The organism is uncultured Streptococcus sp., assembly GCF_963518475.1.
Taxonomy (GTDB): Bacteria; Bacillota; Bacilli; order Lactobacillales; family Streptococcaceae; genus Streptococcus.
In genome coordinates this window covers 152,918-176,281 of record NZ_CAUQJA010000001.1, presented here as the reverse complement: position 1 = coordinate 176,281, position 23,364 = coordinate 152,918, and the positions used below count along the sequence as shown (strand labels likewise).

The following is a 23,364-nucleotide window of genomic DNA, read 5'->3' as shown; positions in this document are numbered from 1 at the left end:
TTACCGCCGTGAAAAGGCGGTGTCTTAACCCCTTGACCAACGGACCAGAGTTGTTATTTTCAACTCTTACTATTATACAGGCTTTTCTAACTTTGTCAACTACTTTTTAAACTTTTTTAATTAATTTTACAACTGCTTCAGTTCGAGCGGTGTGTGGGAACATATCGACCGACTGAATATAATGGATATCGTAGACTTCTACTAACCTTACCAAATCACGAGCCAAGGTCGAAACATTGCAAGAAATATAGACCATTTTTTCTGGTACATAGGTAAGAATTGTATCTAATAACTTATCATCCAGACCTGTACGTGGTGGATCTACGATCAGAGCATCTGCTCGGTAGCCTTCCTTATACCAGCGAGGGATAATCTCTTCCGCTGTTCCAGCTTCGTAATGTGTGTTGTCAAATCCCATTCTTTTAGCATTTCGCTTAGCATCTTCAATGGCTTCTGGAATAATATCCATACCTCTAAGTGTTTTAACTTTCTTTGCGAAGGCAAATCCAATCGTTCCAACTCCACAATAAGCGTCAATCAAATGGTCTTCTTTATCAACATCCAACGCTTTTACTGCCTCACTATAGAGGACTTCTGTTTGTTCAGGATTTAGTTGATAGAAAGCGCGAGGAGATAGTGAAAATTCATAATCAAGAACACCTTCTTGAATACTCTCTTGACCCCAGATAATCTCTGTCTTTTCTCCATAAATCTCACTGGTTTTAGCTGTATTTGTATTAACAGCTACTGTCACAATCTCTGAAAAATCTTTAACTAAATCTTTTACCAGCAGGGTTAAATTAAGCTGGCGATTTGTAACAATAATAATCTGAACCTGTCCAGTCTTTCTTGCTCGTCGGACCATAATAGTCCTAACTCCTAGAACTTTTCTCTCATCCGTGATTGGAATCTGATGATAAGTAAGTAATTCTGCTAGACGATTAGCAATCACTTGGGTTTCCTTGTCTTGTACCAGGCAGTCTTTCAACTCTACTAAATAGTGAGAGCTTTGTGCATATAAGCCCGCCTTGACCTGATTTTTAAATTTTCGAGTCTGAAATTGTAACTTAGCACGATAGTACTTGGGTTCCTGCATTCCAATCGTCGGGCGGATTTCATAGTTTTCATATCCTGCAGGAGCAAATTTTTTCAGCGCTTGGTGAAGTAAGTCCGTCTTGAACTCCAGCTGCTTATCATAATGCAGGTGCATGATTTGGCAGCCTCCACACTCATTGTAAATAGTACAAGCTGGCACAACTCGAAATTTAGACTTCTTGTTGACCTTCAGTAATTTTGCCTCAACAAAGTTACGTTTAATAGAAGTAATCTGACAATAGATATCTTCTCCTTTGAGAGCACCAGGCACAAAGACTAATGTTTTTTGATAAAAGCCGATTCCCTCACCATTAATTCCCATGCGCTTAATTTTTAATGGTATTTTTTGTTTCACTTTCAGATTCATACCCCTATCTTATCACATTTTGAGTTATTCCGCTACCGCTTGATTTTTATATTTTATTAGTATGCTAAAGCCTTTATATTGCTGATTTTCTTTAAAATCATATTTCCTTATATTTTCTTTAAATTCTTTAAAAGTTCCTAAAAATGTTCACAAAAAAAGCCCCATAAAGGAGCCACTATACTATATGATGAGTTCAGCAGGCAAGAAACTAGCACGGTCAAACGTGCTTTTTTATTACCTAGCACCATTATACCACACTATCGCCAACCTATATATTCAGAAATCTAAAAGCCCCTAGATTCGTTTCCAAGGGCTTCTAACTGATTCATGGAGTTTTATATGATGACGCCCTAAAGTGGGGCGCCCTAGACTGCAATCATTCCGCTGATAGCTACTTATAGGCTTCTAGTTCTCCGTTCTCGTGGATTCTCGCAAAGTTTAAGACAGCTATCTGTTTGAATCTATGATAATTAGTGGATTTTGTCCCAGCAATCTCTAAACATTCACTTACTGTTTTCTTCCTCATGTAACAATAATGGATAATAAAGTATTTTCTGGCTCGCTTGTTCTCTATCTTATTGATATCATGGACAAATGTTTCTAGACTCTCTCTGATTGCCTTTTTATACTTACTAGTCAAATTCCACTGATCAGGTAGGACAAGTTTCCAAGCCTCTTCATCTATTGTAACTTGGTTTTCACTTCCTGCCATCCTCTGAAATCTCAGAAAGTAAGTCATCCGCTTTCTATTGTAAACTACAAGGGTAGGAGCTTAATCTCTTCCCCTAAATATCTTCGTTCTTCAAAACTAATCTTTTTCTGATAAAATGGAAGGTTTTTATCCCCTTTTTGTTTGGAGGTCTCCGACTTGGAAAAAGTTCCCTTCACCGGTTCCCAAAGTATTCAAAAAAATTTTTTCAACGTGGGGGGAGTCAATATCCTTTCAGTTCTATAAATCTTTTAGCGATTACTTTTCTTCGACTATTTATATAACGAGTAGTTTTATTTAGTTTCTCTGCCACGTCTTCCCAAGTCACACCAGCTTCTAAAAATCTCATTTTAAAGATGACTAGATCAGTATCAATCAGATTTTCCATCAAGGTATCTACAATTAATTTAAAACCTTCCAGATATCTTAAGGTTAAATCTTCTTCAATTCTAATTATAGTATCTTCAGTAGGATTTGAAACTTTCTTACTCTGAGATCTAATATACGTTTCATTTCCATGTTTCTTGTTATGTATCAACTCTTGTCTTCTCAAGTGAATTTTATTAGCAAGCGTTCTATATCGCCCTAACTCAATATCTATCCCGTCCAGGTCTCTGTTACTCAGTTCATACATAGTCAAGTACCTCCACTTCAATTTTAAAATTTTCTTATCTTGCATTCTGTCAAACTGACAAAAAGCTTAACAGCATTTCAACACTCCACTTACCAGGTATCATTGTTTTAAGTTTGACAACTCTTCAATATGACAATTTAAAGAAGTATCCCTCTAATTTATTCCCCAGTTTCTCTTATCTTACATTCTGTGAAACTCACCCCATTCTGTAACTTACTGATATACATGACTTCTAAGCCTATACTCTATTTTAGTTTATGCTTTCTTCATTTTGTGAAACTAATTTACTGAAATTAAAAACAAGGCCATTTTTGATATAGCTATCAATTTCTTGATATTCAAATCAGCCTTGTTTCTAATGAATTACTCTTTACCTAAATACTCTTTAATCTCACGATATTCCTTAGAAAAATTCATATGCCCACTGACATCAGGATTTAAGAACGGAAGGATACTTGTTGGATTTACTTCTGTCCGATATACTGCAAGAGAATGCTCCTGAGTTATTTCTCTAACTACACCTTTATGTATTTCTTCTACATCTTTCTTTAGTGATTGAATTTCATCGTAGGCATCTAAAATTATTCTAAGTTTCTTCTGGTAACGTTTATAGATTTTCTTTTCTTCAGCTCTTCGTTTAGTCTCTTTAAAGATATATTCAAATATCGCTGCCTTTGCCTCCCAGAAATTAGTATCATACTCTTTCTCTAAAAGATCAATTGATTCACTCATTTTAGCAATTTGTTCTAAAGAAGTAGCATTATCCTCAAGAAAAGAATCAATATTATCAAATGAAATCTTCTTCTCTCCAGTAATTGTTTTTCTTTTTTCTTCCAACTTTGTTCTTGCTTTTGCAATCTTATCTTTTTTATCATCAAGATTTTCTAATGTTGATAATACTTCTCTAATATCCATCCCCTATCTCCTAATTCCATTTTATAAAGAAAGCGCAATCCGTTTCAATTTTCTTCACAACGAAACGAGTATAAAGCATTAAACTCATTCCATAAATAACGGATTCACTTACCCAACGTAAGCTATTTTTATTTCTTTCAAATAAAGTAGCGAAATTGTACAAATCCCCAACGAAAGCAACTTTATCGCCTTTTACTCCTAGTACTTCATCAGATACAACAATAACATCATCAACGTATAAGTTTTCTGAGTATCGTTCCTTCTTGTTAATTTTTAAAATATAATTTCCATCACTAGATTTCTCTTTATCTAAAAACTTAAATAGCGACTGACTTAATACAAGAGTATTATGACGTTCGGGATTCAAATCGTTTATAGTGTCTTTCAATTCATCAAAATTAGAAACATTTTTTTCAGGTGCTTCTTTTAGAATTTTTCCAATTTCAATATTACGTGTTTTACGACAAAGACGGGTAATTTTGTTACTTAAGAAGTCTGAGATATTATATTCTCCATCTTCAACTTGTTCAGAAGACAAGGCAATACGGCCTGAAAATGTCTTGTGTTCAAACTTGGTTCTAATCTGTTTTTTTCTAAGTTCTACACTTTTACTATCTCTAAACTCTTCTGATTCAAGTTCTGATAGATGTTCATCATCAAAACCTACAGTTTCATATGTTCCACCAGTACCCGTATGCTCAATCACATTAACAAGATCCACTAATTCTTTTCCTTCTTCAGGAACGTCATAGATACTTGTGATATCTTGTGATAATATTAAACCTGTTTTTGATTTTTCATCATCAATACTCATTCCTCTACTTCTTACATACTTTTCTACCAAACTAAATTTTTTAGCCATTTTATACTCCTTTATCTTTTTATTGCTCCTCGTTGTTTATAATTTTTTCTAAAGTTCTTAGCTCTTAGCTTTTCTTTTAGAACTCTACGAGCTTTTAAAATCATTTTTTCTAACTGTTGATTTTGTATTTTCGTCAGCATATTTTTCTAGTATTTCATGGTTCCCACTTTCTAAACTGCTATCTTCATTTTTACATTTTGAAAATATTTTCTGTCTTTTTTCTGGATCAATAGAAAACTTACTAGCTACCACATACCCTAATGAAGTATCTACCGTCATCTTCTTCACCTCCTTTCTTCTCAAGCAAAAAGGGACATACCACTAGCATCATATGCTTACGGTATGCCCCTGAGTTGTTCTCAATAGACTTATTTTTTAGTTTCTTTTTTGACTAGATGAGTAAATTTCCCATCTGAGTAGACTAAAGTTATCTCTCCAAATCTTGGAACTTTTTCTATCTCTATTATACCACATTTTTCGTAAACAATAAAGCCTTTTTCTGTTGAAAATTTCATTTCATCCATATCTATTAACCTTTCTTTCCTCTCACTGTGTTAATCGTATATCGCTTATCTTTGATTGTGAAAGCCTTAAAAGTGTTCCCCTCTAAACCTTTCAAAATTCTACTTGAGTTTCTAGCATTGTAAACCGTTCGCAGTTCACTGCTATCTAGATTCGTGTTGAAAATCGTAGTTTCTCGATTATTGATAATATCAAACAAGAAATCCTGTTCCCAGTCGCTCTTAGGAGTGATTGTTCCATTTTTTGCCCCAAGATCATCAATGATTAGAAAATCAGCATCAACTAGCTTTTTAACTGCCTCATACTCTGTTAAGTTTGCATTTCTTCCATAAGCCCAGCCTTCTTTTATCTGCTTGATAATCTCGGTTAAGCTGACAAATAAGACACTCTTAGGATCGTTCTTCTCTCTGAAACTCTCATTGATTTCTTTGGCCAGGGCAAGCGATAAATGACTTTTTCCTATTCCTGTGCTACCGCTGATTAAAGTATTTCCTGTCATACCTGCAAGGTACTTCTGGGCTTGCCCCTTTACAAACTCTAACATCTGACGCTCCTCTGTCGTCTTAACAAAGAAATTATCAAATGTCGCTCCCTTTAACTCTTTAGGAATTGTACTATCACGCATTAATACATCATAAGTTTTAAAATACTTTTGTCTATCATCAAACCTCTGTAATAGGTCTTTCTCTTTTTGTTTAATATCCCCCTTCACACACTCTGGGCAAAATGGTTGTATTTTTCTTTCTGAACTCCCTACTACAGGTATAGAAATTTCCCAGTAATTTACCTGGTGAACATCACAAACTTTATCCGATATTTTTTTGTTATTGAACTCTTTAAATTGTTCCTTCATCTTTGCAACTCCTAAAATGGTAGGTCTGGGAAGTTATCCTCAGACTTCCCTTTTATGGTTTTAGGCTTTTGATTCAAATAACCGTCAAACTTAGATCCGAAAATTGTTTCTGGTCTAAGGTATTTAGAAAATTCAGGACTATCCTTCCATTCTGCCGTTTTAATATCTATCACCTGCTTAAAATCTTCAAGTGTATAGCCTTCTTTGAATCGTGCTAGTAAAAGCCTTTTTGTCTTATCAACAAACTTATACCGCTTATTAGCTACTTGATTCAGATAAGCAATAGGAATCCAAAGTTCTTTATGTTTTGTTTTCTCTAAATCTTTTATAGCTGTTTCTTCAAGCCAAGTAGGAAAAGTGAAGTCGGGATTTCCCGACAATATATTATCTAAATATAAATTATTACTCTTACTATTAACTCTATTCTCTTTCTCTATCTCTGTTGGACATGAGTTGGAAACTGTCCCACTATCTTGGACACTCTCCAACCTTACCATATTTTGGGCTTGTTTACGCTGTTCACGTTTATATTTTGCCCAGTTTGTTTCACTTTCTACCATAGCTTTTGCTTGCGATAATGTAGCGTGTCCATCATCGTCTATCTGAATCAGTCCGCATTTTGTAAAATATGCAACCGTCATATTGATATCATCTTCAGAAACATCTAGTTTTAAAGCTAATTCCTGTACCAAACTATCAAAATAGCCTTCATAGTACAAAATACAATCATCTTCTAAACTTTCCAACATAAGACGGATATAAATCACTGTCATAGTGTAGCCACCAGGCATATTTTTCAGTCGTTTAATAAAAAGATTATCAAAAAACTTCTTATCAACTTTTAACCAAAAATATATTTTAGTCTTTGCCATCATCTACCCCCAGAAACTTCAAAATATCCGTAACTTTGTAATAGACTTTTCTAGTATCTTCTAGTGGTGGTTGGTAACGTCTTAGTCCTGCACCTTCCCACTTTTGCAAGGTTTTGTATTTTATATCTAACTCGTCCATGGCTTCCTGTGCTGACATTAAACCAGTTAGTCGTGGTTTAGGTCTTTCTCGGACTGCTAGATAGTTTTCTACTACTGTGCTTATTCTATTAGTTAAATCGTGTTCGCTTTCTTTACTCAAACTAAACATATCCTTCCACCCCTTTCAGTGTAAAATTCATTCTATTCCTCTTTTTCTAGGCTGGTTTATGAAATATCATTTGCCCTTTTATTGCCCTATGTAAAATATCTTCCTGATCCTTTATAATCATCTCAATAGTTTTAAGAACCTTGTATCTTATCTCTTTATCCGAAAGTTGATTATCTAATATTCCTAAAATTGTTGATAGATTTTTTATATTACCTATATACAAATTTATAAAAGTCTCTTTAGTTAAGCTGGACTTATCTAGCTTCTCTTTAAAATCAGTATATAAATTTACTTCACAAGTCATTTAATCGCTCCTTGTTTATTGATACCTGCAAGCTGGATATACCGCCCATAATCAGGGTTTAAATCCTCGCTAGGTGTTTCTATCGTCTGTGTACTCTCTCGCTCGATTTGGGCGCTTTTTTTGCGGTCTCGGCGGTTTAGATAAAGTAGTAGGCAAGCAGTAGCAAAGTAAAAACAATAGACTGCGTATTGCTTAAATCTAGTTCATTCATGCTATGCCCTCGCTTTGTAATTCTTGATATATAACTGTTGGGCTTGATGTTCCATCTTTTGGAAAGCTTCAACTTCCTTGATAGATACTTTGTTATCTAAAAAATCAATAATAAACTGTAATAGATTTGGATTATTAACCTTTAAATCGGCCATAAAATCATCAACTTCTACTTGAGTCATGTTCATTACATCTGGAATTTTCATCTGACTTGTACCCCAATTCTTCAAAATTCTCACAATTAAGGAGATAAACTGCAATCCCGTCCAACTCTCTATAGAGTTGTTCCATCTGGTCACGAATAACGCCTAACCCCTCTGTCATCTGTCCAGATAAGATATCAGTATCTACTCCGTTATTTTTCGCCATTATCAGCGAATTACTCAACTGTCTTACCAATTCAATTCTGGGAAGCACATCTCCAAGTCTGCCTCCTTGCTCTTGAATTTCCTTTATGTTTACTGTCATATTGTTTTCCTGTGCCTTTTTTTGCCTGTTTCCTATACGTAATTAGCACCACTCCAAACGCTGGGCAGTTGCCCCAAGTTGGCGAACGCTTGTAGCGGTGTTTCGTGAGTAATTACCCATCTTTCAACTAAACAAGGTCTTAGAATCACCCTGTCAGCGCTTGATTTCAAAACCTTTTCTAATTGCTTGCCTGCTCTTCGGTTTTTCTTTAGGTATTTGATAGAATAGATATTTTTTGCTATAATCAAAGCATAGAAAAAATTTCTATATCCTTAATCTTGTCGCTTGCTCTCCTCGGTCAAAATTTGAGCAAGTGATTTTTTTATTTTCTTTTTGCATGACTACTACCTGACTGTGGTTTATAAAGTAAGTCTTTACTTTCGATAAGATCCAGAATCCAGCTGAACCCCTGCTCCACCGTTTCAAGAAATGCGCCAAGGTCTTCACTGTCCAAATCCTCGTAGTTCATACAAAGATATTCGGCTAGTTGTCTGTCTTTCTCAACTAGCTTTTTAAAATCCTTGAAATACTTAGGAATTTCTACTCCCTTGGCATTTGTAACTGTCTTAAATTCATTTTCCATTTTCTATACTCCTATACTTTAAAAATTAGTTCCTTAATTTCTGAATACCCCCTATTCAAGTTAATCATCGCTATTGCCATATCTTCCAATCGCTGATAGATTGTCAGTTCATCACTTGTTAAACTGTCAATACCGTTTTCACTTTCTCGCTCTTGCATGAGTTGGGCTTTGTTTTTCCCAGTCGCTCCCTTTAGCAGTAAGTTTGTAAGTGTACTATAGGCATGCTTAGGTGCTTTCTCCCATGATTTGATAGCTTCGGTTAAGGTCTTGCGCTTTGGTTTTTCCAGTTCTCTTTGAAGATAACGCTTAGAAAGTTCATCACGCATTTCAAAAAAGGCTTTAACCAAGTTCTTCTTAAACTCTTTTACGGGTTCTGTATTTCGTAAGTAAGTGATCATCAAGGTTGCTTGTTGCTCATTCAAAATATAGTCCCGTACATTTTGCCCACTCTTTGAAGGTGAAATTTTAAATTGCACCTTTCCGAAGTTTTCAAAGTCCTCTCGGTGCTTGTTCAGCAAAATCTTCAAATGTCTGTGCTTAATTTCAGCGCAGTCTGCAACGATACTGCTCAGTGTATACGGCTCTTTCTTGCCGTCCATATAAACCAGTTCCATTGGTTCACTCCTTTCTTCTTTTGTCAGTGCTTGCCACCTAAAACAGTACCAAGGTAAAGCATTAAAGTAGGGTAAAATCGGAGAATATGAACCCCTACAAACCCTTGATACTGCTATAGGTAGCAAGCAAATTACACTAGCGAATAGTTAGCTAGATCCGTTTATCAATCCCCAGTGGTAAAGCACCACATGAGAAATCTGTAAATGTAGAGTAGTATTGCGATTGGTTCGTTCCTTTCTAACTATAAAATAGTTCGTCTATTGTTATGTCTGGTTTGATTTCTGCAACCATTGACTTAATCGCTAGGCGCTCTTTGTCATTGAATGGCGTTTTACCTAATTCTTTGTTATTATATGACTGTAAAGAAATTTTCAACTTGTCTGCCATCTGTTGTTGAGTCAGCCCTAGCATAACTCGATAACCTCGTAGTTTCCCCATAGGTTTCCTCCTTTCTAAAAATTCCCCTCCATAAATAGATTGAAGTGTGAAAGGTTGGAGAGAACGGACATTTTTGTCCTTTACAGATTTTATAATATCAGACAATTTTGTCCTTGTCAAGCATTTTTTTAATTTTTTGCAGACAATTTTGTCTTTTTTTAAAATAAGTGTTATAATTAGCAGTGAAAGGTATTATGATTAATGAATAGATTGAAAGAATTAAGAAAAGAAAAAAAGAAATCTCAGAAAGAAATAGCCAATCTTTTAGAAATAAATGAAAAAACTATATCTCGGTGGGAAAAGGGAGAACGTCCAATAAAAACGCAAAAAGCTCAGGAACTAGCTGAATATTTTGGGGTAAGTGTTGGATATCTTTTAGGAGAAGACGAAAGAAGAAGAGCAAACTATATTTCTTCTACTTTAGAGAAATATAGAGATAACATGGATTCCCCTGTGGATTTTGCAGGATATGGTTTATTGGCGCTAACTCGTGGTGAAAAGGTAAGAGATACTGTGATAGAAAACCTTAGAGACATTAACGATTATTATGGGCATAGAAGATTTGCTAAAGAAGAAGTTAAAAATTGGAATCAAGAAAAAAAAGATCTTATGTTAAAAGGAATGCAAGACTATGCTGATACAAATATCGGAAGATTTCTTGCAGGTCTAATGACCTTTCCTGATAAGACTAAAATTACTATTATTGATTTTTTAACACTAGACAAGAAAGAAAGGGAAGCTATTAGTACAATAATTTCCTCATTAGCTGATAATCCTGTTCTTCATAAAGATTATGATGACTAATATAAAATCGCTAATCACTATATAAGCACCATATCCGCCAATAGCTACTTTATCCCATAGGTCTATTGTAAAAAATATGGGATATCGCACTAAATCTTTTATCAGAAAAACACCAGCGTATAGGAGGCTACTTATGAAAAAATTAATAAGCACATCAGCTATCTTACTTTCTGCTACCGTTCTAGTAGCTTGCTCTAACAATCAATCAACTACTAAAGATAGCTCGGAGCAACCAAAAACGGAGCAAAAAAACACTACTTCAACAAACGTTAAAACCAAAGTAGATAACAGTAAATACGATGATCTAATTTCTGAAATCAAATCAAAATTAGATCCTGAATCAACTGGCGCAATAAGCGTAAAAATTCAAAATAACGTAATCGATTCAGATTCATCCGAACCACATGATACAATCATGATTTTGCTAACCGGAACGGCTAAAGATAGCGCAAAAGAGACTATGGACGCAATCAATTCAAATTCTGCTACAACTAATCAGCAAAATGCAATTACCGTATTTCGGATGTCTATATCTGAGTTTGCTAAAAAATTACCAGACGACAATACTACTCTTTCCCTTGGATATGAAAAATCCGCTGATCAATACGACTTAATCGCAAAATCTTCAAAACAAAAAGATTTTATCCCTGTTGGAGAAATCATCGTAAATTAAAAAACTCCCCCGTATTCGCCAATAGAACCCCTCTTTCAACGGTCTATTGTGCAAAAACAGGGGAAATTGAAGAATAGAAAGCCATTTTTACAGACTAAAGCGCAAAAAAACGGCAAAATTGACAAATAGAGATAACTAATATCTTCTAAACCATCGGCGAAGTCGTGGGCATATATAGAGAGAATTAAAATGAACAAAGAAAATCCATATTTTGAACAAACCAAACAAAACTACATAGAAGTTGAAAAACTCTATAAACTTGGTAAAGCAAAGCATACATCTTCTAAATACAGATTTCTTGCACCAGCAGTTAAAAGACAATCTGAACAATTCTTATTTGAAGCCAAGACTCAAAAAAGAAAATATTGGAAATTCAGTCGTGGTTCTCTAGTATTCGTAGAGTTCGGTGTAAATATAGGCGGAGAATTATCAAATAATCATTGGGCTATTGTCTTAGACAAAGTAGATAGTCCCTATAAAAAAACACTTACAGTAATTCCTCTAACATCTAAAAATCAAATAGATACTGTACTCATAGACGAAGTCATTGCGGAATATCCTTCTATTTTGCTTGATGAATATATTGAAAAATTACACAAAGAATTATTTGCCTACCTAAAATATTTAGATTCCAATAATGCAATTACTGAAGCTGCCTTATCGGATGTCTACCAAGCTTATACAGAACAATTTTCAAACGAAATAATTCAACCTAAGATAATAGACGATGATAACCTTAAACGGACACAATCAGAAATAAATGACGTTATTGAATTAACTCAATACTACAAAAAATACATTAAGCGTTCTTATGCCAAGTGTAATAACCTTCAAACAATCAGCAAAGATAGAATTTTAAAGAAAAATAGATTAGATCCAATCGGAAAAATGAAAGTATCTGATAACACATTGGACAAAATTAACGAAAAGTTAAAAGAATTATACCTTTTCTAATCTCTTGACATTTTTTAATAATTATATTACAATACAGCTATTAGGAGTTTAGCTCCATAAAGTTTACATTTGGATTTTAGATCCATAACGTGATAGTAGCCGTATTTGATACGGCTACTTTTCTTTTTATATTCTAGTAAACATAACTTAAAATAAAAAACTCCCCCATATTCACCAATAGCAACCCTATTTCTACGGTCTATTGTGCAAAAATGGAGGAAATTGAAGAATAGAAAACCAATTTTACAGACTAAAGTGCAAAAAACGGCAAAATTGACAAATAGAAAGGAGAATCATGGACTACGAAACAACACGGAAGGGACAGTTTTAGGACGAAAAAAGACGAACTTATTCGCTAATTTGTTTACATATAGCTCCAAATGGATTATAATTTATTTAATCTTAATGAATGGTTGCAGTAGCGACCTACCAAAAGGGGCTTTTAACGAAGCTCCTTTTGTGCATTATTTTGAGGTTTAATCAATGAAACCATTTCTAATTGCTTGCCTGCTGATTGACATCTATTAGACTTTAATCTATAATTAAGTTACTTAGAGGGTTTACCCTCATATTTTTAAACTTTGAGCCTCAGCGCTCCAGGGAAGTAGCTTAGTTGTTACTTCCTTTTTATTTTCTAAATAAAACTCTTGAAATACTGAGGCTTTTTCAAACCTCATATAAGCCCCATATCCGCCTTGTTTCCTATTCTGGTACAATTTACCATCTGACTGCTTAAAATCGAAAATAAGGGGAGGTTCTAGCTCCTCGCATGGTATAAACTCAAAACCTTTTCTAATTGCTTGCCTGCTGATGGAAAAGGAGTAAAACCATGAAAATTACAGAATACAAAAAGAAAGATGGATCAGTAGTTTACCGTTCCAGCGTTTATCTTGGTATCGATACCGTAACAGGTAAGAAAGTCAAGACAACTATTTCAGACAGAACTAAGAACAGGCTCAAAAGCAAGGCTATCCAAGCCAAGGTAGAGTTTGAAAAAAACGGCTCAACAGTTACAAAAGCCGTTAACGTTACTACCTATCAGGAATTGACGGAACTCTGGCTAGAAAATTATTGCCATACAGTAAAACATAGCACCCTTATAGGGGCAAAAAACAACATAAAAAAGTATCTCCTACCAGCCTTTGGAGACTACAAACTGGATAAATTGACGCCCCCAATCATTCAGCACCAGGTAAACCAGTGGGCAATAGATTACAATCAACTAGGAAAAGGTTATCAGCAATATAACCAACTCCATGCCCTAAATAAACGCATATTATCCTATGCCGTTTCCTTGCAAGTCATTGCTTCAAATCCATCTAGTGATATCATCGTCCCACGGCGCAAACCCAAAGAAGGGCAAAAACTGAAATATCTGGATGACGACAATTTGAAAAAATTCTTAGATTATCTGGATCAGTTGCCAAACACTTACAAAAATTTCTCTGATACGGTGTTATATAAGACACTTCTAGCGACTGGTTTGCGTATTCGTGAGTGTTTAGCATTGAAATGGTCTGATATTGACCTACAAAACGGTAGTATTTCAGTTACCAAGACTTTAAACACCCTCAAGGAAATCACTAGCCCTAAAAGTAAAAGTAGCATTAGAGAAATAGCACTGGATACCAAAACGGTACTCATGCTTCGGCTCTATAAAGCAAGACAATCACAAATAGGGAGGGAAATAGGGGTAACTTTTGAAAAAGTGTTCTCTGATACCTTTGACAATTATAGAGAAGCTGGAGCGCTCAGATTCAGACTAGAAAAGCATTTAAAACTGGCTGGATGTCCTCGTTTGAGTTTCCACGCTTTCCGACACACCCACGCTAGTCTATTGCTTAATGCTGGCCTGCCTTATAAAGAAATCCAAACACGGCTAGGCCATTCTAAAATTTCAATGACTATGGACATCTATAGTCACCTATCCAAAGACAATAAGAAAAAGGCGACTTCCTTTTATGAAAAAGCCATTGAGAATCTACAAAGTTCCTAAAAAGTTCTTAAAATTCATCATTAAGGGACAAAAAACGGCTATATCAAGGGGTTTCAGCTTTTTCTCACATTTTGAGTTATAATAGAACTATGAAAATCACAAAACTTGAAAAGAAAAAAAGACTCTATCTGATGGAGCTTGATAATGACGACAAATGCTACATTACTGAAGATACAATTGTTCGTTTTATGTTATCAAGAGATAAGGTTATAAGCCAAGAAGAATTGAAAGAGATTCAGGACTTTGCCCAATTTTCTTACGGTAAGAATCTAGCTCTCTACCACCTATCCTTTAAAGCGCGCACTGAAAAAGAAGTCAGAGAATATCTGAAAAAATACGATATTGATGAAAACATCCTTTCTCAAGTCATTGATAATCTTAAAGAGGATAATTGGATTAATGATAGCCAGTACACTTATGCTATCATCAATGCCAATCAACTTTCAGGAGACAAGGGGCCTTATGTACTGACTCAGAAACTAACACAAAAAGGGATTTCAAAATCCACTATAGAAGAGAACTTGAAAGAATTTGATTTTTCTGAAGTTGCTCAACGTGTAGCGAATACACTATTGAAAAAATATGAGGGAAAGCTTCCAACTCGTGCCTTGCAAGATAAGATCATCCAAAATCTGACCAACAAAGGATTTTCCTATCCTGATGCTAAAGTTGCCTTTGACGAGTTGGATAGTCAAGTTGACCAAGAAACGACTCAGGAACTCATCTTCAAGGAACTTGATAAGCAATATGCTAAGTATGCTCGAAAGTATGAAGGATACGAACTTAAACAGCGTTTAACTCAAGTTTTAGCTCGAAAAGGCTACGATTTTTCGGATATAGCAAGCGCTCTCAGAGAATATCTTTAATATTTTCATGTAAAATTCACAGATTTTAGGTAATTTTATGGTACAATAGTAAACGATAAACTTATAAATTGTAGAAAGTTGGTTAGTTATGAAGCTTCCAAAAGAAGGCGACTTTATTACAATTCAAAGTTATAAGCATGATGGGAGTCTCCACCGAACTTGGCGGGACACCATGGTACTAAAAACAACAGAAAACGCCATTATTGGTGTCAACGATCATACACTGGTTACCGAAAGTGATGGTCGTCGTTGGGTCACTCGAGAACCGGCTATTGTTTACTTTCACAAGAAATATTGGTTTAATATCATTGCCATGATTCGCGATAATGGAATTTCCTACTATTGCAATATGGCTAGCCCCTACTATCTGGATGAAGAAGCACTGAAGTATATTGATTATGATTTGGATGTTAAAATTTTTACAGATGGGGAAAAACGTCTCTTGGACGTTGAGGAGTATGAGCGTCACAAACGCAAAATGAATTATTCTGATGACTTGGACTATATTTTAAAAGAACATGTCAAAATTCTTGTTGATTGGATTAATAATGGACGTGGTCCTTTCTCAGAAGCCTATGTAAACATTTGGTACAAGCGCTATGTAGAACTAAAGAATCGGTAAAGTTGTCAAAGGTCAGGAACAAAATCCTGACCTTATTTTTTGGTAGTGTAAAATAAATTGTGTAAACACAAAAAGAAATAAATCCATTATAGTAGAGTTACAACACATTACTAGAAAGAGATTTATGCAGAATTCGTAAAATATATAAAACAAATAGATATACTGTTATTTTTAATGTCTTTATTCCTTGTAAGTTTACAACAAACTTATATCGTTTAATACAAAAAATAAGAAGATGATTAGTATAAAAAATACAGGTCTCCTTCCTATCAAAAAATTTAATTATTGTATTTCCGCATAGCATCAATCCTATAGTACAATCTTTGTAAAAAATGACTTAACAGAGAAAATGCTATTTAATCTACCAACTCATTTAATCGTTTTTGAAAATATAAAGCAATACTTTTAGATTCAATAAACTCAAAATATTTTATGACATTGTTCATTTGTTTAATTCCAGACTCTTTAGATTCAGTCAGATATATTTTATATCCTTCTACAAATTTGAATGTAGATTTTTCAAAAACTTTTGTGTCATCTTTTAATAATTTCTTTAATTTCATTTCAAAGAAGTCTGCATATATTAGATGTGAATTTTCAAGGCAACAGAACCAAAAATTTAAACAAGCTGACACAACTAAATTTCTATTCTTGCCGATTTTTTCGTAATAATGTGTACGCTCTAGTATTTCTTTTCCGACCCTGTAAATATAATCTATTTCAAAAAGATGATATAAATTACCAATCAGCATTATCTCATAGGACTCCCATCGTTCCTTCTGAAATAAATAGTCATATACTAAATTTAGATCATCTCTACTAACTACATGATTACAATCTATCTGATTTAATAATCCCTGAACCATAATTGTATTTATTTTATGAGTTTTTTCCCCACTCTTCTCAAAAAGTTTTTGTTGCTCATTTTTTATTTCCTCCAATCCTTTAGTATTCAAACTATAAAAATTTGGAGATAAATTAACCAAAAAATCATCAAACTCCGATCTTTTATAATTTTCTAGGTAATTACAAAAATTCTCTATCGAAACATTGATATTTGATAATAATTCAAAAAACGTTGAAAGAGAAATTTCATTTTCTCCTCTTTCAAATCTAGAAAGTTGAGATTTTGATATAGAATCAGCTGCAGCATACTCTAAAGAATATCCGTTTAATTTTCTAAAATATCGAAAAGCTTCTCCATAATTTTTCACAATTTCGTTCCCTTAACTTTCTTTTCGAGCGATAAACATACCATATTCTTTAGGAATGATCAACATACCATTATTAAACTCACTTTCCAATCTTTTACGTATTATTTCCTCTTCTAGTGAGCCTATTTCTGAAATTCCTTTAAACGATTGGATGTATTTAACTAGGTTATCTATACTAGTTACCTGTAACTCATCATCATAGAGTAATGTATCGACAGAGTTAAAATACCTACTCAGGTACCTTTTACCATTTTGTAAAGTAAACGTTTTATTTTCTAAATCTTGATTAACCTCATCTTTAAATAAACTTGCCAAATAATTTACAACTCCATTTTCACCAAATGTAGCACAGTAAAAAATTCCTCCGGTTTTTAAGACCCTATTTACCTCAGAGAGAGCTTTAGGAATATCATTCACATGATGTAAAAGCATATTAGCAATAACAATATCAAAAGTTTCATTCTCAAAAGAAATCTTTTGAATATCCATTATCTCATAGTTGACATTGTCTCTATTTCCAATCACTGACTTCGTTGATTTTACCATATCTTTAGAAAAATCTGTAACAATCAACTGCTTCATTTTATCTATAGAATCACTATTACTTTTCCATAGTTCTCCTGTACCACATCCCAATTCTAGAACCTTTACTTCATCAGTGACTTGGTAGTTAGAAAATATCCAATTATTAAATCCCAATTTATTTTTTGAATACTTCTTATGCAATTCTACTCGAATATCAAGATTATCATGACTTTTATATTGTTCAATTACTTTATCAATCATTTTAAATGACCTCCACTCTATAATTTGACATTATATCACAAGAATAAAGATAGTGTTAAATAAGTTGTATAAATGCAAAAAAGGAATATTCCGTTATAGCAGAGTTGTAACACATTTCTATAAAGAAATTTATTCCTACGACTCAGTTTGGCATGCTTAACTTCCTAACTCAAAAACAAAGCATCGATTAATTTATCCGTTCTTCTTTTGAAACAGATTTGAACTGATAATTGCTCATTTTAATTTAAAAAGCTCGTTTGAGCAAAACTTCATTTTTTTAAGAGTCCAAGGCTTGTTGAAGACTCACAAGCCTTGGACTAGAAATTCAAAGATTGGTCCAACAATTTCTGTCTATCGCTTTTCTACTAGCAAAAAAACTACCTTGAGGCAAGTTTTCATTTATATATCTAATTTCGTAACAGTAAATTTGATATGGGAATAGTCTTTTTCAACATCCTTATCCAGCAGAAACGCAGTAGCGTCCTTCTTAACTTGAACAAAATCAATATTCTGAGCTTGGGCTGCATAGACGCATCCACAATAACATTGACGATAGATATCATACTCCTCACACATCTCTACTGAACGTTTGTAGCCTTGATTTTTCTTGAAATCGCTGGGAAGATAGTGGGTGGTATAAATTTTTTGCACGTCGATTCCGATGCTGTTGATAGTTTGAGAATTCTTATGAGGACTGATGGTCAAGGCTGAGCCAAAGTAGTCAAATCCCAAGTCCATAGCCACTTGCGCTGTTTTATCCAGTCGGTAGTCAAAGCAAACCTTGCAACGATCGCCACCTTCTGGCTCTTCTTCCAGTCCTCTAACTAATTTACGGTATTCATTTGGTTCGTAGGGAGCTTCTAGGTACTGAACCGTATTTCCTGTCCGCTCATTAAAATCACTAACAAATTTCTTGGTGACGTAAGCCCGCTTATGGTATTCTGCCTTGGGATGGATATTAGAATTGGCAAAATAAATGGTCACGTCTGCATACTTAGTCAAATATTCTAGAGTATAGGTACTGCAAGGGGCACAGCAAACATGCATGAGAATGGTTGGCCGTTGCTCATTTTTCTCCCATACTTGTACCATCTTCTGCATGACACGGTCATAATTAATCTTCTGATTAGGGTTCATCTTGCTCAGAATTTCTTCTACATCGATCATGTTCTTCTCCTTTTTCTAGTCTTATTTTATCATATAAGTTAAGAGAGCTCAAATCTATTTAGAAGTGAATAGCATAAAAAGGAGGGGTAGGTATTCCCTCCTTTTGTGTTTTTTATAAGTTGTTTTCTATAGAAAGCTTACATCATCCCGCCCATCATGCTTGGATCCATTGCTGGAGCCGGAGCTGCTGGTTCTGGTTTATTAGCTACGACTGCTTCTGTTGTCAAAATCAAGCTGGCTACAGATGCTGCGTTTTGTAGGGCTGAACGGCTAACTTTAACTGGGTCGATAATCCCTTGATCAATCATGTTAACCCACTCACCAGTTGCTGCGTTGAAGCCTGTACCAAGTTCAGCATTTTTCAAACGATCGATAACGATAGATCCTTCAAATCCTGCATTGTGGGCAATTTGACGAACAGGTTCTTCCAAGGCACGGAGAACAATATTACGGCCTGTTGCTTCGTCTCCTGTTAATTCCAAATCAGCCACAGCTGGAATCACATTGACAAGGGCTGTTCCACCACCTGCAACGATTCCTTCTTCAACAGCTGCACGAGTAGCGTTGAGGGCATCTTCAATGCGGAGTTTCATTTCTTTCAACTCAGTTTCAGTTGCGGCTCCGACCTTAATAACCGCTACACCACCTGACAATTTTGCCAAGCGTTCTTGCAATTTTTCACGGTCAAATTCAGAAGTTGTAGTTTCGATTTGAGACTTGATAACTGCAACACGGTGAGAAATCGCTTCAGGATTTCCAGCACCTTCTACGATAACAGTGCTATCTTTGTCCACAGATACTCTCGCTGCTTGACCAAGAGCTTCAATTGTCGCATCTTTCAACTCAAGACCAAGGTCTTCTGTGATAACTGTTCCGCCTGTCAAGATGGCAATGTCTTCAAGCATGGCTTTGCGACGGTCACCAAAACCAGGTGCCTTGACTGCTACTACGTTGAAGGTTCCACGAATCTTGTTCAAAACAAGAGTTGGAAGAGCTTCGCCATCCACATCATCCGCAATAATCAAGAGTGGACGATTGCTTTGGAGAATACTTTCGAGGAGTGGCAAGATTTCTTGGATATTTGAAATCTTCTTATCAGTAATCAAAATGTATGGATTTTCAAGGTCAGCTACCATTTTTTCGCTATCTGTCACCATGTACTGTGAAAGATAACCGCGGTCAAACTGCATTCCTTCCACAACTTCAAGTTCTGTTTCCATACCACGTGACTCTTCGATAGTGATGACTCCATCTTTGCCAACTTTTTCCATGGCTTCAGAGATGTACTCACCAACTTTTTCAGAACGAGAAGATACGGCTGCAACCTGAGCGATAGCTTCTTTGTTGGCAACAGGGATGGCGTTGTTTTTCAAGGCTTCAACTGCTGCAGCAACTGCTGTTTCAATCCCACGACGAATACCGATTGGATTTGCACCTGCTGTGACGTTTTTGATTCCTTCACGGACGATTGCTTGGGTCAAAACAGTTGCAGTTGTAGTCCCATCACCTGCAATATCATTGGTTTTTGAAGCTACTTCTGATACCAATTTGGCACCCATATTTTCAAAATGGTCTTCTAATTCAATTTCTTTGGCAATGGTCACACCGTCATTGGTAATCAAGGGTGAACCGAATGATTTTTCAAGAACAACATTGCGGCCTTTTGGTCCCAAGGTTACTTTAACAGTATCTGCAAGGATATCGACACCACGGACCATAGCTGAACGGGCATCTGATGAAAATTTAATTTCTTTTGACATACTTACTTTCTCCTTCTATTCTTCAATGATTGCCAAGATGTTAGCTTCGCCTACGATGATGTACTTTTCATCGCCATCTTTGACATCGAGGCCTGCGTGAGCTTCAACTAAGACACGGTCTCCAGCTTTAACACTTGGAGCAACTAAGTCACCGTTCAAGGTACGAACACCTTGTCCAGTAGCCACAACTTGAGCTGTTTTCGTTTCTTCTTGAGCTGATTTTGCGAGGACAAAGCCTCCAACAGTTTGTTCTTTTTCTTCAATTTTCAAGACCACACGGTCTCCTAATGGTTTCAACATCTGATTTCCTCCATAATGAGATAGATATTATTAGCACTCTTTATACCTAAGTGCTAAATCATTAGTTCTATTGTATCACTTGGTCAGAAATAGTCAAGGAAAAAGTCTGACTTTCTGAGGATGAATAGATAAATTTCTTTATCCTAATTTTGCACTTTAATAATGTAGAATTTTAACGAACATGATTTATGGAATTAGTATTTTCGTTAATTCTTTTATAAAAAATACCGAAACTCTAAATCCTTATATTACGCATATATAAAAACAACGATTATAAACCGTTGCTTTTTTACATACTATTAATATTTCAATCCTGGATTGAAAAATCCTAAGGCTACTCCTACAAGTGCAATAACTACCAATAATAGCATCACCCAATTTGGAGAAACTTTCTTTTTAGCCATCAGCCACCAACATAGAACAATAAAACCTGCTGTTAAAAGACCTGGATAAACACCATCAATCTTTTCTTGTAAGTTTAAAAATGTTTCTCCATCTCCATTTTTCAGCTCTAGCGCCGTAGTGACAGATACCCAAGTTGCTGCAACAGCTCCTATGACCATACCACCAACAACGCTAATTGATTTTCTTAGCGCCTGACCTTTAGGACCTACTAAAAATTCTACTGCTTTATCTCCAAGTTCATATCCTTTAAAATAAGCAAAACGCATTCCAAGATAGACTAATAGATTCCATGCAATAATATAGAATATTGCACCAGAAATATTTCCTCCTTTAGAAAGACCTAGAGCTATCCCCAAAAGAACAGGAATTAATGTTCCTACAATAAGTGAATCTCCAATACCTGCAATAGGGCCCATTAGACCAGCTCGCATTCCATTGATGGTTTCACTATCTACGGCATCTCCATTTGCACGCGCTTCTTCCAAACCAGCTGTTATCCCAACTACTAGAGAACCCAACTGTGGCTCAGTATTAAAGAATGCTGTGTATGTTTGCATAGCTTCTTTTTGTTCTTCCTTAGTATCATACATTTCTTCTACAATTGGAAGCATAGAAGTTAAATATCCAAAAGTTTGCATATGTTCTTGAGAAAAACATGTCAGATGTCCATAGAACCAGTGGTGAAATGATTTTGTCAATGTTTTTCTTGATATTTTTTTTCGACTCATTCTAAATATCCTCCTCTTCATCAAATCCCATATCACTGACAACTGCTGTCGTACGGGCAGATTTAATAACTTCTAATTCATAATAAATTACTGCAAAAATTAATGACACAACACCACTTGCTACTAAGTTCAAGCCTAAAGATTTTGCTAACGTGAACCCGACAAAGAAAGGAATAAAGTCTGTTGTTTTTGTAACAATTTGTTTCAAAAGTATTGCAATACCCACACATGGAAGGAGTGCTCCTACAGTAAATAGAGACTTCATTACAAAACCATCCATCGGAAGATATACTTTCATAAGATCAACCATATCTGGTCCAAATTTTGTAATAATCATTGTTGGTAAGAAAGAAAAGATAAAATGTGAAATCCAAGGATATACCCAATCAACAGCATATAACTTCTTAAAATCACCTTTCTCTACAGCTTTCCATCCAATGTGTTGCCAAAGCAAATTCATAGTAGCTGTACCATAGAATAAAACAGTTCCAATTGTTCCAACCGCGGCTCCAATTGGCGCTGCTGCTGCTGCAATCGCTACTTCACCTGAAATATTATTTGCATGAACAAATAGGATAGATAACGGAATTCCGATATAAGAAATTGCCCGTACATCGGCAGATACAGTTCCACCAGGTGTCACTAAGGCAATATATAATACCTGCAAAGCCACACCAACGATTACCCCTGTTGTTATATCTCCTAATATTAAACCTACAATTAAACCACCAACTAATGGACGCCCTAAAGTATAGTTACCAATACTGGATCCCCCCATACCTGGCATCGATGCTAAACTTGCAAACAATCCTAAAAGAGCTGCTTGAATCCAAGAAATTTCCATCATTTTATCTCCTTATTTCATTATTAAAATCCAAATTTTGATTTAAAATCACTCCAATAGCCAATAGATACATCTGGTAATAATTGGAATCTAACTTTATATCCTGCTTTTTCAATTGCTTCTAGTGCAACTGCTTCCTCTTGAGTAATTGATTGATTATTTCCCAACTTGATAGCACCTGGTCTATCGTTAGCAGGTCCTACAATAATTTCTTTAACATCTCCTGGAATAAAGCCCTGGTCTACTAAAATTTCTTTCATATCAATTGGATTTTTAGTAATCAAAAAATATCTACTATCCGATTCTGTTACTTTAGATGATTTTTCTTTAAACGCTTCCTTTGTCCAAACAAATGTTTTTTTATCTGACGCACCTTTATATGCCTGAATTAAAACCTTATTAGATGCAGCAGCGTCATTTACTGCAATTAATCCATCACATGGATGTTCTTTTGCCCATCTAGTGACTGTTTGTCCATGAATCATTCTATCGTCAATTCGTACAAATGTTACTACCATAATTTTTTATCC

Annotated in this window: 30 protein-coding genes and 1 pseudogene; 6 read left to right on the top strand and 25 right to left on the bottom strand. The window is 35.1% G+C overall.

Annotated elements, in window-relative coordinates; all coding sequences use genetic code 11:
- Positions 1-106: 106 nt before the first annotated feature.
- From rlmD to RYK12_RS00865, 17 genes and pseudogenes are all read right to left on the bottom strand, one after another.
- Complete coding sequence (gene rlmD, locus RYK12_RS00945; protein WP_314846478.1) at positions 107-1,462, bottom strand: 23S rRNA (uracil(1939)-C(5))-methyltransferase RlmD; 1,356 nt, start codon at positions 1,460-1,462, stop codon at positions 107-109.
- Between the two features lie 391 nt (positions 1,463-1,853).
- Entirely contained in the window at positions 1,854-2,174 is a 321-nt protein-coding gene (locus tag RYK12_RS00940) for a transcriptional regulator (protein WP_314846477.1), read from the bottom strand.
- Positions 2,175-2,394: 220 nt separating this feature from the next.
- The gene (locus RYK12_RS00935; RefSeq protein ID WP_314846476.1) at positions 2,395-2,805 is read right to left on the bottom strand and encodes a DUF722 domain-containing protein; all 411 of its coding nucleotides are present in this window, start codon (positions 2,803-2,805) and stop codon (positions 2,395-2,397) included.
- A gap of 363 nt (positions 2,806-3,168) precedes the next feature.
- The gene (locus RYK12_RS00930; RefSeq protein ID WP_314846475.1) at positions 3,169-3,720 is read right to left on the bottom strand and encodes a hypothetical protein; all 552 of its coding nucleotides are present in this window, start codon (positions 3,718-3,720) and stop codon (positions 3,169-3,171) included.
- 10 nt (positions 3,721-3,730) lie between these two features.
- Complete coding sequence (locus RYK12_RS00925; protein WP_314846479.1) at positions 3,731-4,597, bottom strand: phage major capsid protein; 867 nt, start codon at positions 4,595-4,597, stop codon at positions 3,731-3,733.
- A 69-nt stretch (positions 4,598-4,666) separates the two neighbouring features.
- Positions 4,667-4,861: a hypothetical protein gene (locus RYK12_RS00920; protein ID WP_045605734.1), complete on the bottom strand. Its 195-nt coding sequence runs from the start codon at positions 4,859-4,861 to the stop codon at positions 4,667-4,669.
- 89 nt (positions 4,862-4,950) lie between these two features.
- Positions 4,951-5,106, bottom strand: coding sequence for a hypothetical protein (locus RYK12_RS00915; protein ID WP_000344069.1), 156 nt, complete (start codon positions 5,104-5,106; stop codon positions 4,951-4,953).
- Between the two features lie 5 nt (positions 5,107-5,111).
- Positions 5,112-5,957 (bottom strand): ATP-binding protein, encoded by an 846-nt coding sequence (locus RYK12_RS00910; RefSeq protein ID WP_314846474.1) that lies wholly within the window; start codon positions 5,955-5,957, stop codon positions 5,112-5,114.
- Positions 5,958-5,968: 11 nt separating this feature from the next.
- Positions 5,969-6,829, bottom strand: a complete 861-nt coding sequence (locus tag RYK12_RS00905; protein ID WP_314846472.1) for a conserved phage C-terminal domain-containing protein — start codon at positions 6,827-6,829, stop codon at positions 5,969-5,971.
- Positions 6,816-7,097, bottom strand: coding sequence for an XRE family transcriptional regulator (locus RYK12_RS00900; protein WP_125393817.1), 282 nt, complete (start codon positions 7,095-7,097; stop codon positions 6,816-6,818). Before RYK12_RS00900 ends, RYK12_RS00905 begins: the two co-directional genes overlap by 14 nt.
- 46 nt (positions 7,098-7,143) lie before the next feature.
- Entirely contained in the window at positions 7,144-7,401 is a 258-nt protein-coding gene (locus RYK12_RS00895; RefSeq protein WP_125393816.1) for a hypothetical protein, read from the bottom strand.
- Positions 7,398-7,612: pseudogene (locus tag RYK12_RS00890) on the bottom strand (hypothetical protein). The gene RYK12_RS00895 and the pseudogene RYK12_RS00890 overlap by 4 nt, the downstream one beginning before the upstream one ends.
- Before the next feature lies 1 nt (position 7,613).
- Positions 7,614-7,817: a hypothetical protein gene (locus RYK12_RS00885; RefSeq protein WP_314846470.1), complete on the bottom strand. Its 204-nt coding sequence runs from the start codon at positions 7,815-7,817 to the stop codon at positions 7,614-7,616.
- Entirely contained in the window at positions 7,774-8,079 is a 306-nt protein-coding gene (locus RYK12_RS00880; protein ID WP_314846468.1) for a hypothetical protein, read from the bottom strand. The genes RYK12_RS00885 and RYK12_RS00880 overlap by 44 nt, the downstream gene beginning before the upstream one ends.
- Before the next feature lie 322 nt (positions 8,080-8,401).
- A complete protein-coding gene (locus tag RYK12_RS00875) occupies positions 8,402-8,662 on the bottom strand; it encodes a hypothetical protein (protein WP_314846467.1) in 261 nt (86 codons plus the stop codon).
- A gap of 11 nt (positions 8,663-8,673) precedes the next feature.
- The gene (locus tag RYK12_RS00870) at positions 8,674-9,276 is read right to left on the bottom strand and encodes a Rha family transcriptional regulator (protein WP_314846466.1); all 603 of its coding nucleotides are present in this window, start codon (positions 9,274-9,276) and stop codon (positions 8,674-8,676) included.
- A gap of 238 nt (positions 9,277-9,514) precedes the next feature.
- Complete coding sequence (locus RYK12_RS00865; protein ID WP_261025378.1) at positions 9,515-9,715, bottom strand: helix-turn-helix transcriptional regulator; 201 nt, start codon at positions 9,713-9,715, stop codon at positions 9,515-9,517.
- Positions 9,716-9,916: 201 nt separating this feature from the next.
- Between RYK12_RS00865 and RYK12_RS00860 the strand changes: the two genes are divergently transcribed.
- The 6 genes from RYK12_RS00860 (at position 9,917) to RYK12_RS00835 (ending at position 15,630) form a co-directional block, all read left to right on the top strand.
- A complete protein-coding gene (locus tag RYK12_RS00860) occupies positions 9,917-10,519 on the top strand; it encodes a helix-turn-helix transcriptional regulator (protein ID WP_314846464.1) in 603 nt (200 codons plus the stop codon).
- 133 nt (positions 10,520-10,652) lie between these two features.
- Positions 10,653-11,192, top strand: coding sequence for a hypothetical protein (locus RYK12_RS00855; protein WP_314846462.1), 540 nt, complete (start codon positions 10,653-10,655; stop codon positions 11,190-11,192).
- Between the two features lie 189 nt (positions 11,193-11,381).
- Positions 11,382-12,146: a type II toxin-antitoxin system PemK/MazF family toxin gene (locus RYK12_RS00850; protein ID WP_042900397.1), complete on the top strand. Its 765-nt coding sequence runs from the start codon at positions 11,382-11,384 to the stop codon at positions 12,144-12,146.
- Between the two features lie 829 nt (positions 12,147-12,975).
- A complete protein-coding gene (locus RYK12_RS00845; protein WP_314846461.1) occupies positions 12,976-14,142 on the top strand; it encodes a site-specific integrase in 1,167 nt (388 codons plus the stop codon).
- Positions 14,143-14,231: 89 nt separating this feature from the next.
- Positions 14,232-15,008 (top strand): recombination regulator RecX, encoded by a 777-nt coding sequence (recX, locus tag RYK12_RS00840; protein ID WP_314846459.1) that lies wholly within the window; start codon positions 14,232-14,234, stop codon positions 15,006-15,008.
- Between the two features lie 88 nt (positions 15,009-15,096).
- Positions 15,097-15,630, top strand: a complete 534-nt coding sequence (locus RYK12_RS00835; protein WP_000775316.1) for a DUF402 domain-containing protein — start codon at positions 15,097-15,099, stop codon at positions 15,628-15,630.
- A 356-nt stretch (positions 15,631-15,986) separates the two neighbouring features.
- On the opposite strand, the gene RYK12_RS00830 is transcribed toward RYK12_RS00835, so the two are convergent.
- From RYK12_RS00830 to RYK12_RS00795, 8 genes are all read right to left on the bottom strand, one after another.
- Positions 15,987-16,844, bottom strand: coding sequence for a helix-turn-helix domain-containing protein (locus RYK12_RS00830; protein ID WP_314846457.1), 858 nt, complete (start codon positions 16,842-16,844; stop codon positions 15,987-15,989).
- A 12-nt stretch (positions 16,845-16,856) separates the two neighbouring features.
- Entirely contained in the window at positions 16,857-17,630 is a 774-nt protein-coding gene (locus RYK12_RS00825; RefSeq protein WP_314846455.1) for a class I SAM-dependent methyltransferase, read from the bottom strand.
- A gap of 399 nt (positions 17,631-18,029) precedes the next feature.
- Positions 18,030-18,797, bottom strand: a complete 768-nt coding sequence (locus tag RYK12_RS00820; protein WP_314846453.1) for an epoxyqueuosine reductase QueH — start codon at positions 18,795-18,797, stop codon at positions 18,030-18,032.
- A gap of 137 nt (positions 18,798-18,934) precedes the next feature.
- The gene (gene groL / locus RYK12_RS00815) at positions 18,935-20,557 is read right to left on the bottom strand and encodes a chaperonin GroEL (protein WP_314846452.1); all 1,623 of its coding nucleotides are present in this window, start codon (positions 20,555-20,557) and stop codon (positions 18,935-18,937) included.
- Positions 20,558-20,572: 15 nt separating this feature from the next.
- Positions 20,573-20,857 carry a co-chaperone GroES gene (gene groES / locus RYK12_RS00810; protein ID WP_254754037.1) on the bottom strand — a complete coding sequence of 95 codons (285 nt, stop codon included), beginning with the start codon at positions 20,855-20,857 and terminating at the stop codon, positions 20,573-20,575.
- 299 nt (positions 20,858-21,156) lie between these two features.
- Positions 21,157-22,011, bottom strand: coding sequence for a PTS system mannose/fructose/sorbose family transporter subunit IID (locus RYK12_RS00805; protein ID WP_033683132.1), 855 nt, complete (start codon positions 22,009-22,011; stop codon positions 21,157-21,159).
- Positions 21,992-22,834, bottom strand: a complete 843-nt coding sequence (locus RYK12_RS00800; protein ID WP_078238001.1) for a PTS sugar transporter subunit IIC — start codon at positions 22,832-22,834, stop codon at positions 21,992-21,994. The genes RYK12_RS00805 and RYK12_RS00800 overlap by 20 nt, the downstream gene beginning before the upstream one ends.
- 23 nt (positions 22,835-22,857) lie before the next feature.
- Positions 22,858-23,352 carry a PTS sugar transporter subunit IIB gene (locus RYK12_RS00795; protein ID WP_020903146.1) on the bottom strand — a complete coding sequence of 165 codons (495 nt, stop codon included), beginning with the start codon at positions 23,350-23,352 and terminating at the stop codon, positions 22,858-22,860.
- Between the last annotated feature and the right edge of the window lie 12 nt (positions 23,353-23,364).

What these genes read in the sequence shown, in the direction of transcription:
- rlmD (WP_314846478.1), bottom strand. Translation starts at nt 1,462, where the DNA reads ATGAATCTGAAAGTGAAACAAAAAATACCATTAAAAATTAAGCGCATG.
- RYK12_RS00940 (WP_314846477.1), bottom strand. Translation starts at nt 2,174, where the DNA reads ATGGCAGGAAGTGAAAACCAAGTTACAATAGATGAAGAGGCTTGGAAA.
- RYK12_RS00935 (WP_314846476.1), bottom strand. Translation starts at nt 2,805, where the DNA reads ATGTATGAACTGAGTAACAGAGACCTGGACGGGATAGATATTGAGTTA.
- RYK12_RS00930 (WP_314846475.1), bottom strand. Translation starts at nt 3,720, where the DNA reads ATGGATATTAGAGAAGTATTATCAACATTAGAAAATCTTGATGATAAA.
- RYK12_RS00920 (WP_045605734.1), bottom strand. Translation starts at nt 4,861, where the DNA reads ATGACGGTAGATACTTCATTAGGGTATGTGGTAGCTAGTAAGTTTTCT.
- RYK12_RS00915 (WP_000344069.1), bottom strand. Translation starts at nt 5,106, where the DNA reads ATGGATGAAATGAAATTTTCAACAGAAAAAGGCTTTATTGTTTACGAA.
- RYK12_RS00910 (WP_314846474.1), bottom strand. Translation starts at nt 5,957, where the DNA reads ATGAAGGAACAATTTAAAGAGTTCAATAACAAAAAAATATCGGATAAA.
- RYK12_RS00905 (WP_314846472.1), bottom strand. Translation starts at nt 6,829, where the DNA reads ATGGCAAAGACTAAAATATATTTTTGGTTAAAAGTTGATAAGAAGTTT.
- RYK12_RS00900 (WP_125393817.1), bottom strand. Translation starts at nt 7,097, where the DNA reads ATGTTTAGTTTGAGTAAAGAAAGCGAACACGATTTAACTAATAGAATA.
- RYK12_RS00895 (WP_125393816.1), bottom strand. Translation starts at nt 7,401, where the DNA reads ATGACTTGTGAAGTAAATTTATATACTGATTTTAAAGAGAAGCTAGAT.
- RYK12_RS00885 (WP_314846470.1), bottom strand. Translation starts at nt 7,817, where the DNA reads ATGAAAATTCCAGATGTAATGAACATGACTCAAGTAGAAGTTGATGAT.
- RYK12_RS00880 (WP_314846468.1), bottom strand. Translation starts at nt 8,079, where the DNA reads ATGACAGTAAACATAAAGGAAATTCAAGAGCAAGGAGGCAGACTTGGA.
- RYK12_RS00875 (WP_314846467.1), bottom strand. Translation starts at nt 8,662, where the DNA reads ATGGAAAATGAATTTAAGACAGTTACAAATGCCAAGGGAGTAGAAATT.
- RYK12_RS00870 (WP_314846466.1), bottom strand. Translation starts at nt 9,276, where the DNA reads ATGGAACTGGTTTATATGGACGGCAAGAAAGAGCCGTATACACTGAGC.
- RYK12_RS00865 (WP_261025378.1), bottom strand. Translation starts at nt 9,715, where the DNA reads ATGGGGAAACTACGAGGTTATCGAGTTATGCTAGGGCTGACTCAACAA.
- RYK12_RS00860 (WP_314846464.1), top strand. Translation starts at nt 9,917, where the DNA reads ATGAATAGATTGAAAGAATTAAGAAAAGAAAAAAAGAAATCTCAGAAA.
- RYK12_RS00855 (WP_314846462.1), top strand. Translation starts at nt 10,653, where the DNA reads ATGAAAAAATTAATAAGCACATCAGCTATCTTACTTTCTGCTACCGTT.
- RYK12_RS00850 (WP_042900397.1), top strand. Translation starts at nt 11,382, where the DNA reads ATGAACAAAGAAAATCCATATTTTGAACAAACCAAACAAAACTACATA.
- RYK12_RS00845 (WP_314846461.1), top strand. Translation starts at nt 12,976, where the DNA reads ATGAAAATTACAGAATACAAAAAGAAAGATGGATCAGTAGTTTACCGT.
- recX (WP_314846459.1), top strand. Translation starts at nt 14,232, where the DNA reads ATGAAAATCACAAAACTTGAAAAGAAAAAAAGACTCTATCTGATGGAG.
- RYK12_RS00835 (WP_000775316.1), top strand. Translation starts at nt 15,097, where the DNA reads ATGAAGCTTCCAAAAGAAGGCGACTTTATTACAATTCAAAGTTATAAG.
- RYK12_RS00825 (WP_314846455.1), bottom strand. Translation starts at nt 17,630, where the DNA reads ATGATTGATAAAGTAATTGAACAATATAAAAGTCATGATAATCTTGAT.
- RYK12_RS00820 (WP_314846453.1), bottom strand. Translation starts at nt 18,797, where the DNA reads ATGATCGATGTAGAAGAAATTCTGAGCAAGATGAACCCTAATCAGAAG.
- groL (WP_314846452.1), bottom strand. Translation starts at nt 20,557, where the DNA reads ATGTCAAAAGAAATTAAATTTTCATCAGATGCCCGTTCAGCTATGGTC.
- groES (WP_254754037.1), bottom strand. Translation starts at nt 20,857, where the DNA reads ATGTTGAAACCATTAGGAGACCGTGTGGTCTTGAAAATTGAAGAAAAA.
- RYK12_RS00805 (WP_033683132.1), bottom strand. Translation starts at nt 22,011, where the DNA reads ATGAAGAGGAGGATATTTAGAATGAGTCGAAAAAAAATATCAAGAAAA.
- RYK12_RS00800 (WP_078238001.1), bottom strand. Translation starts at nt 22,834, where the DNA reads ATGGAAATTTCTTGGATTCAAGCAGCTCTTTTAGGATTGTTTGCAAGT.
- RYK12_RS00795 (WP_020903146.1), bottom strand. Translation starts at nt 23,352, where the DNA reads ATGGTAGTAACATTTGTACGAATTGACGATAGAATGATTCATGGACAA.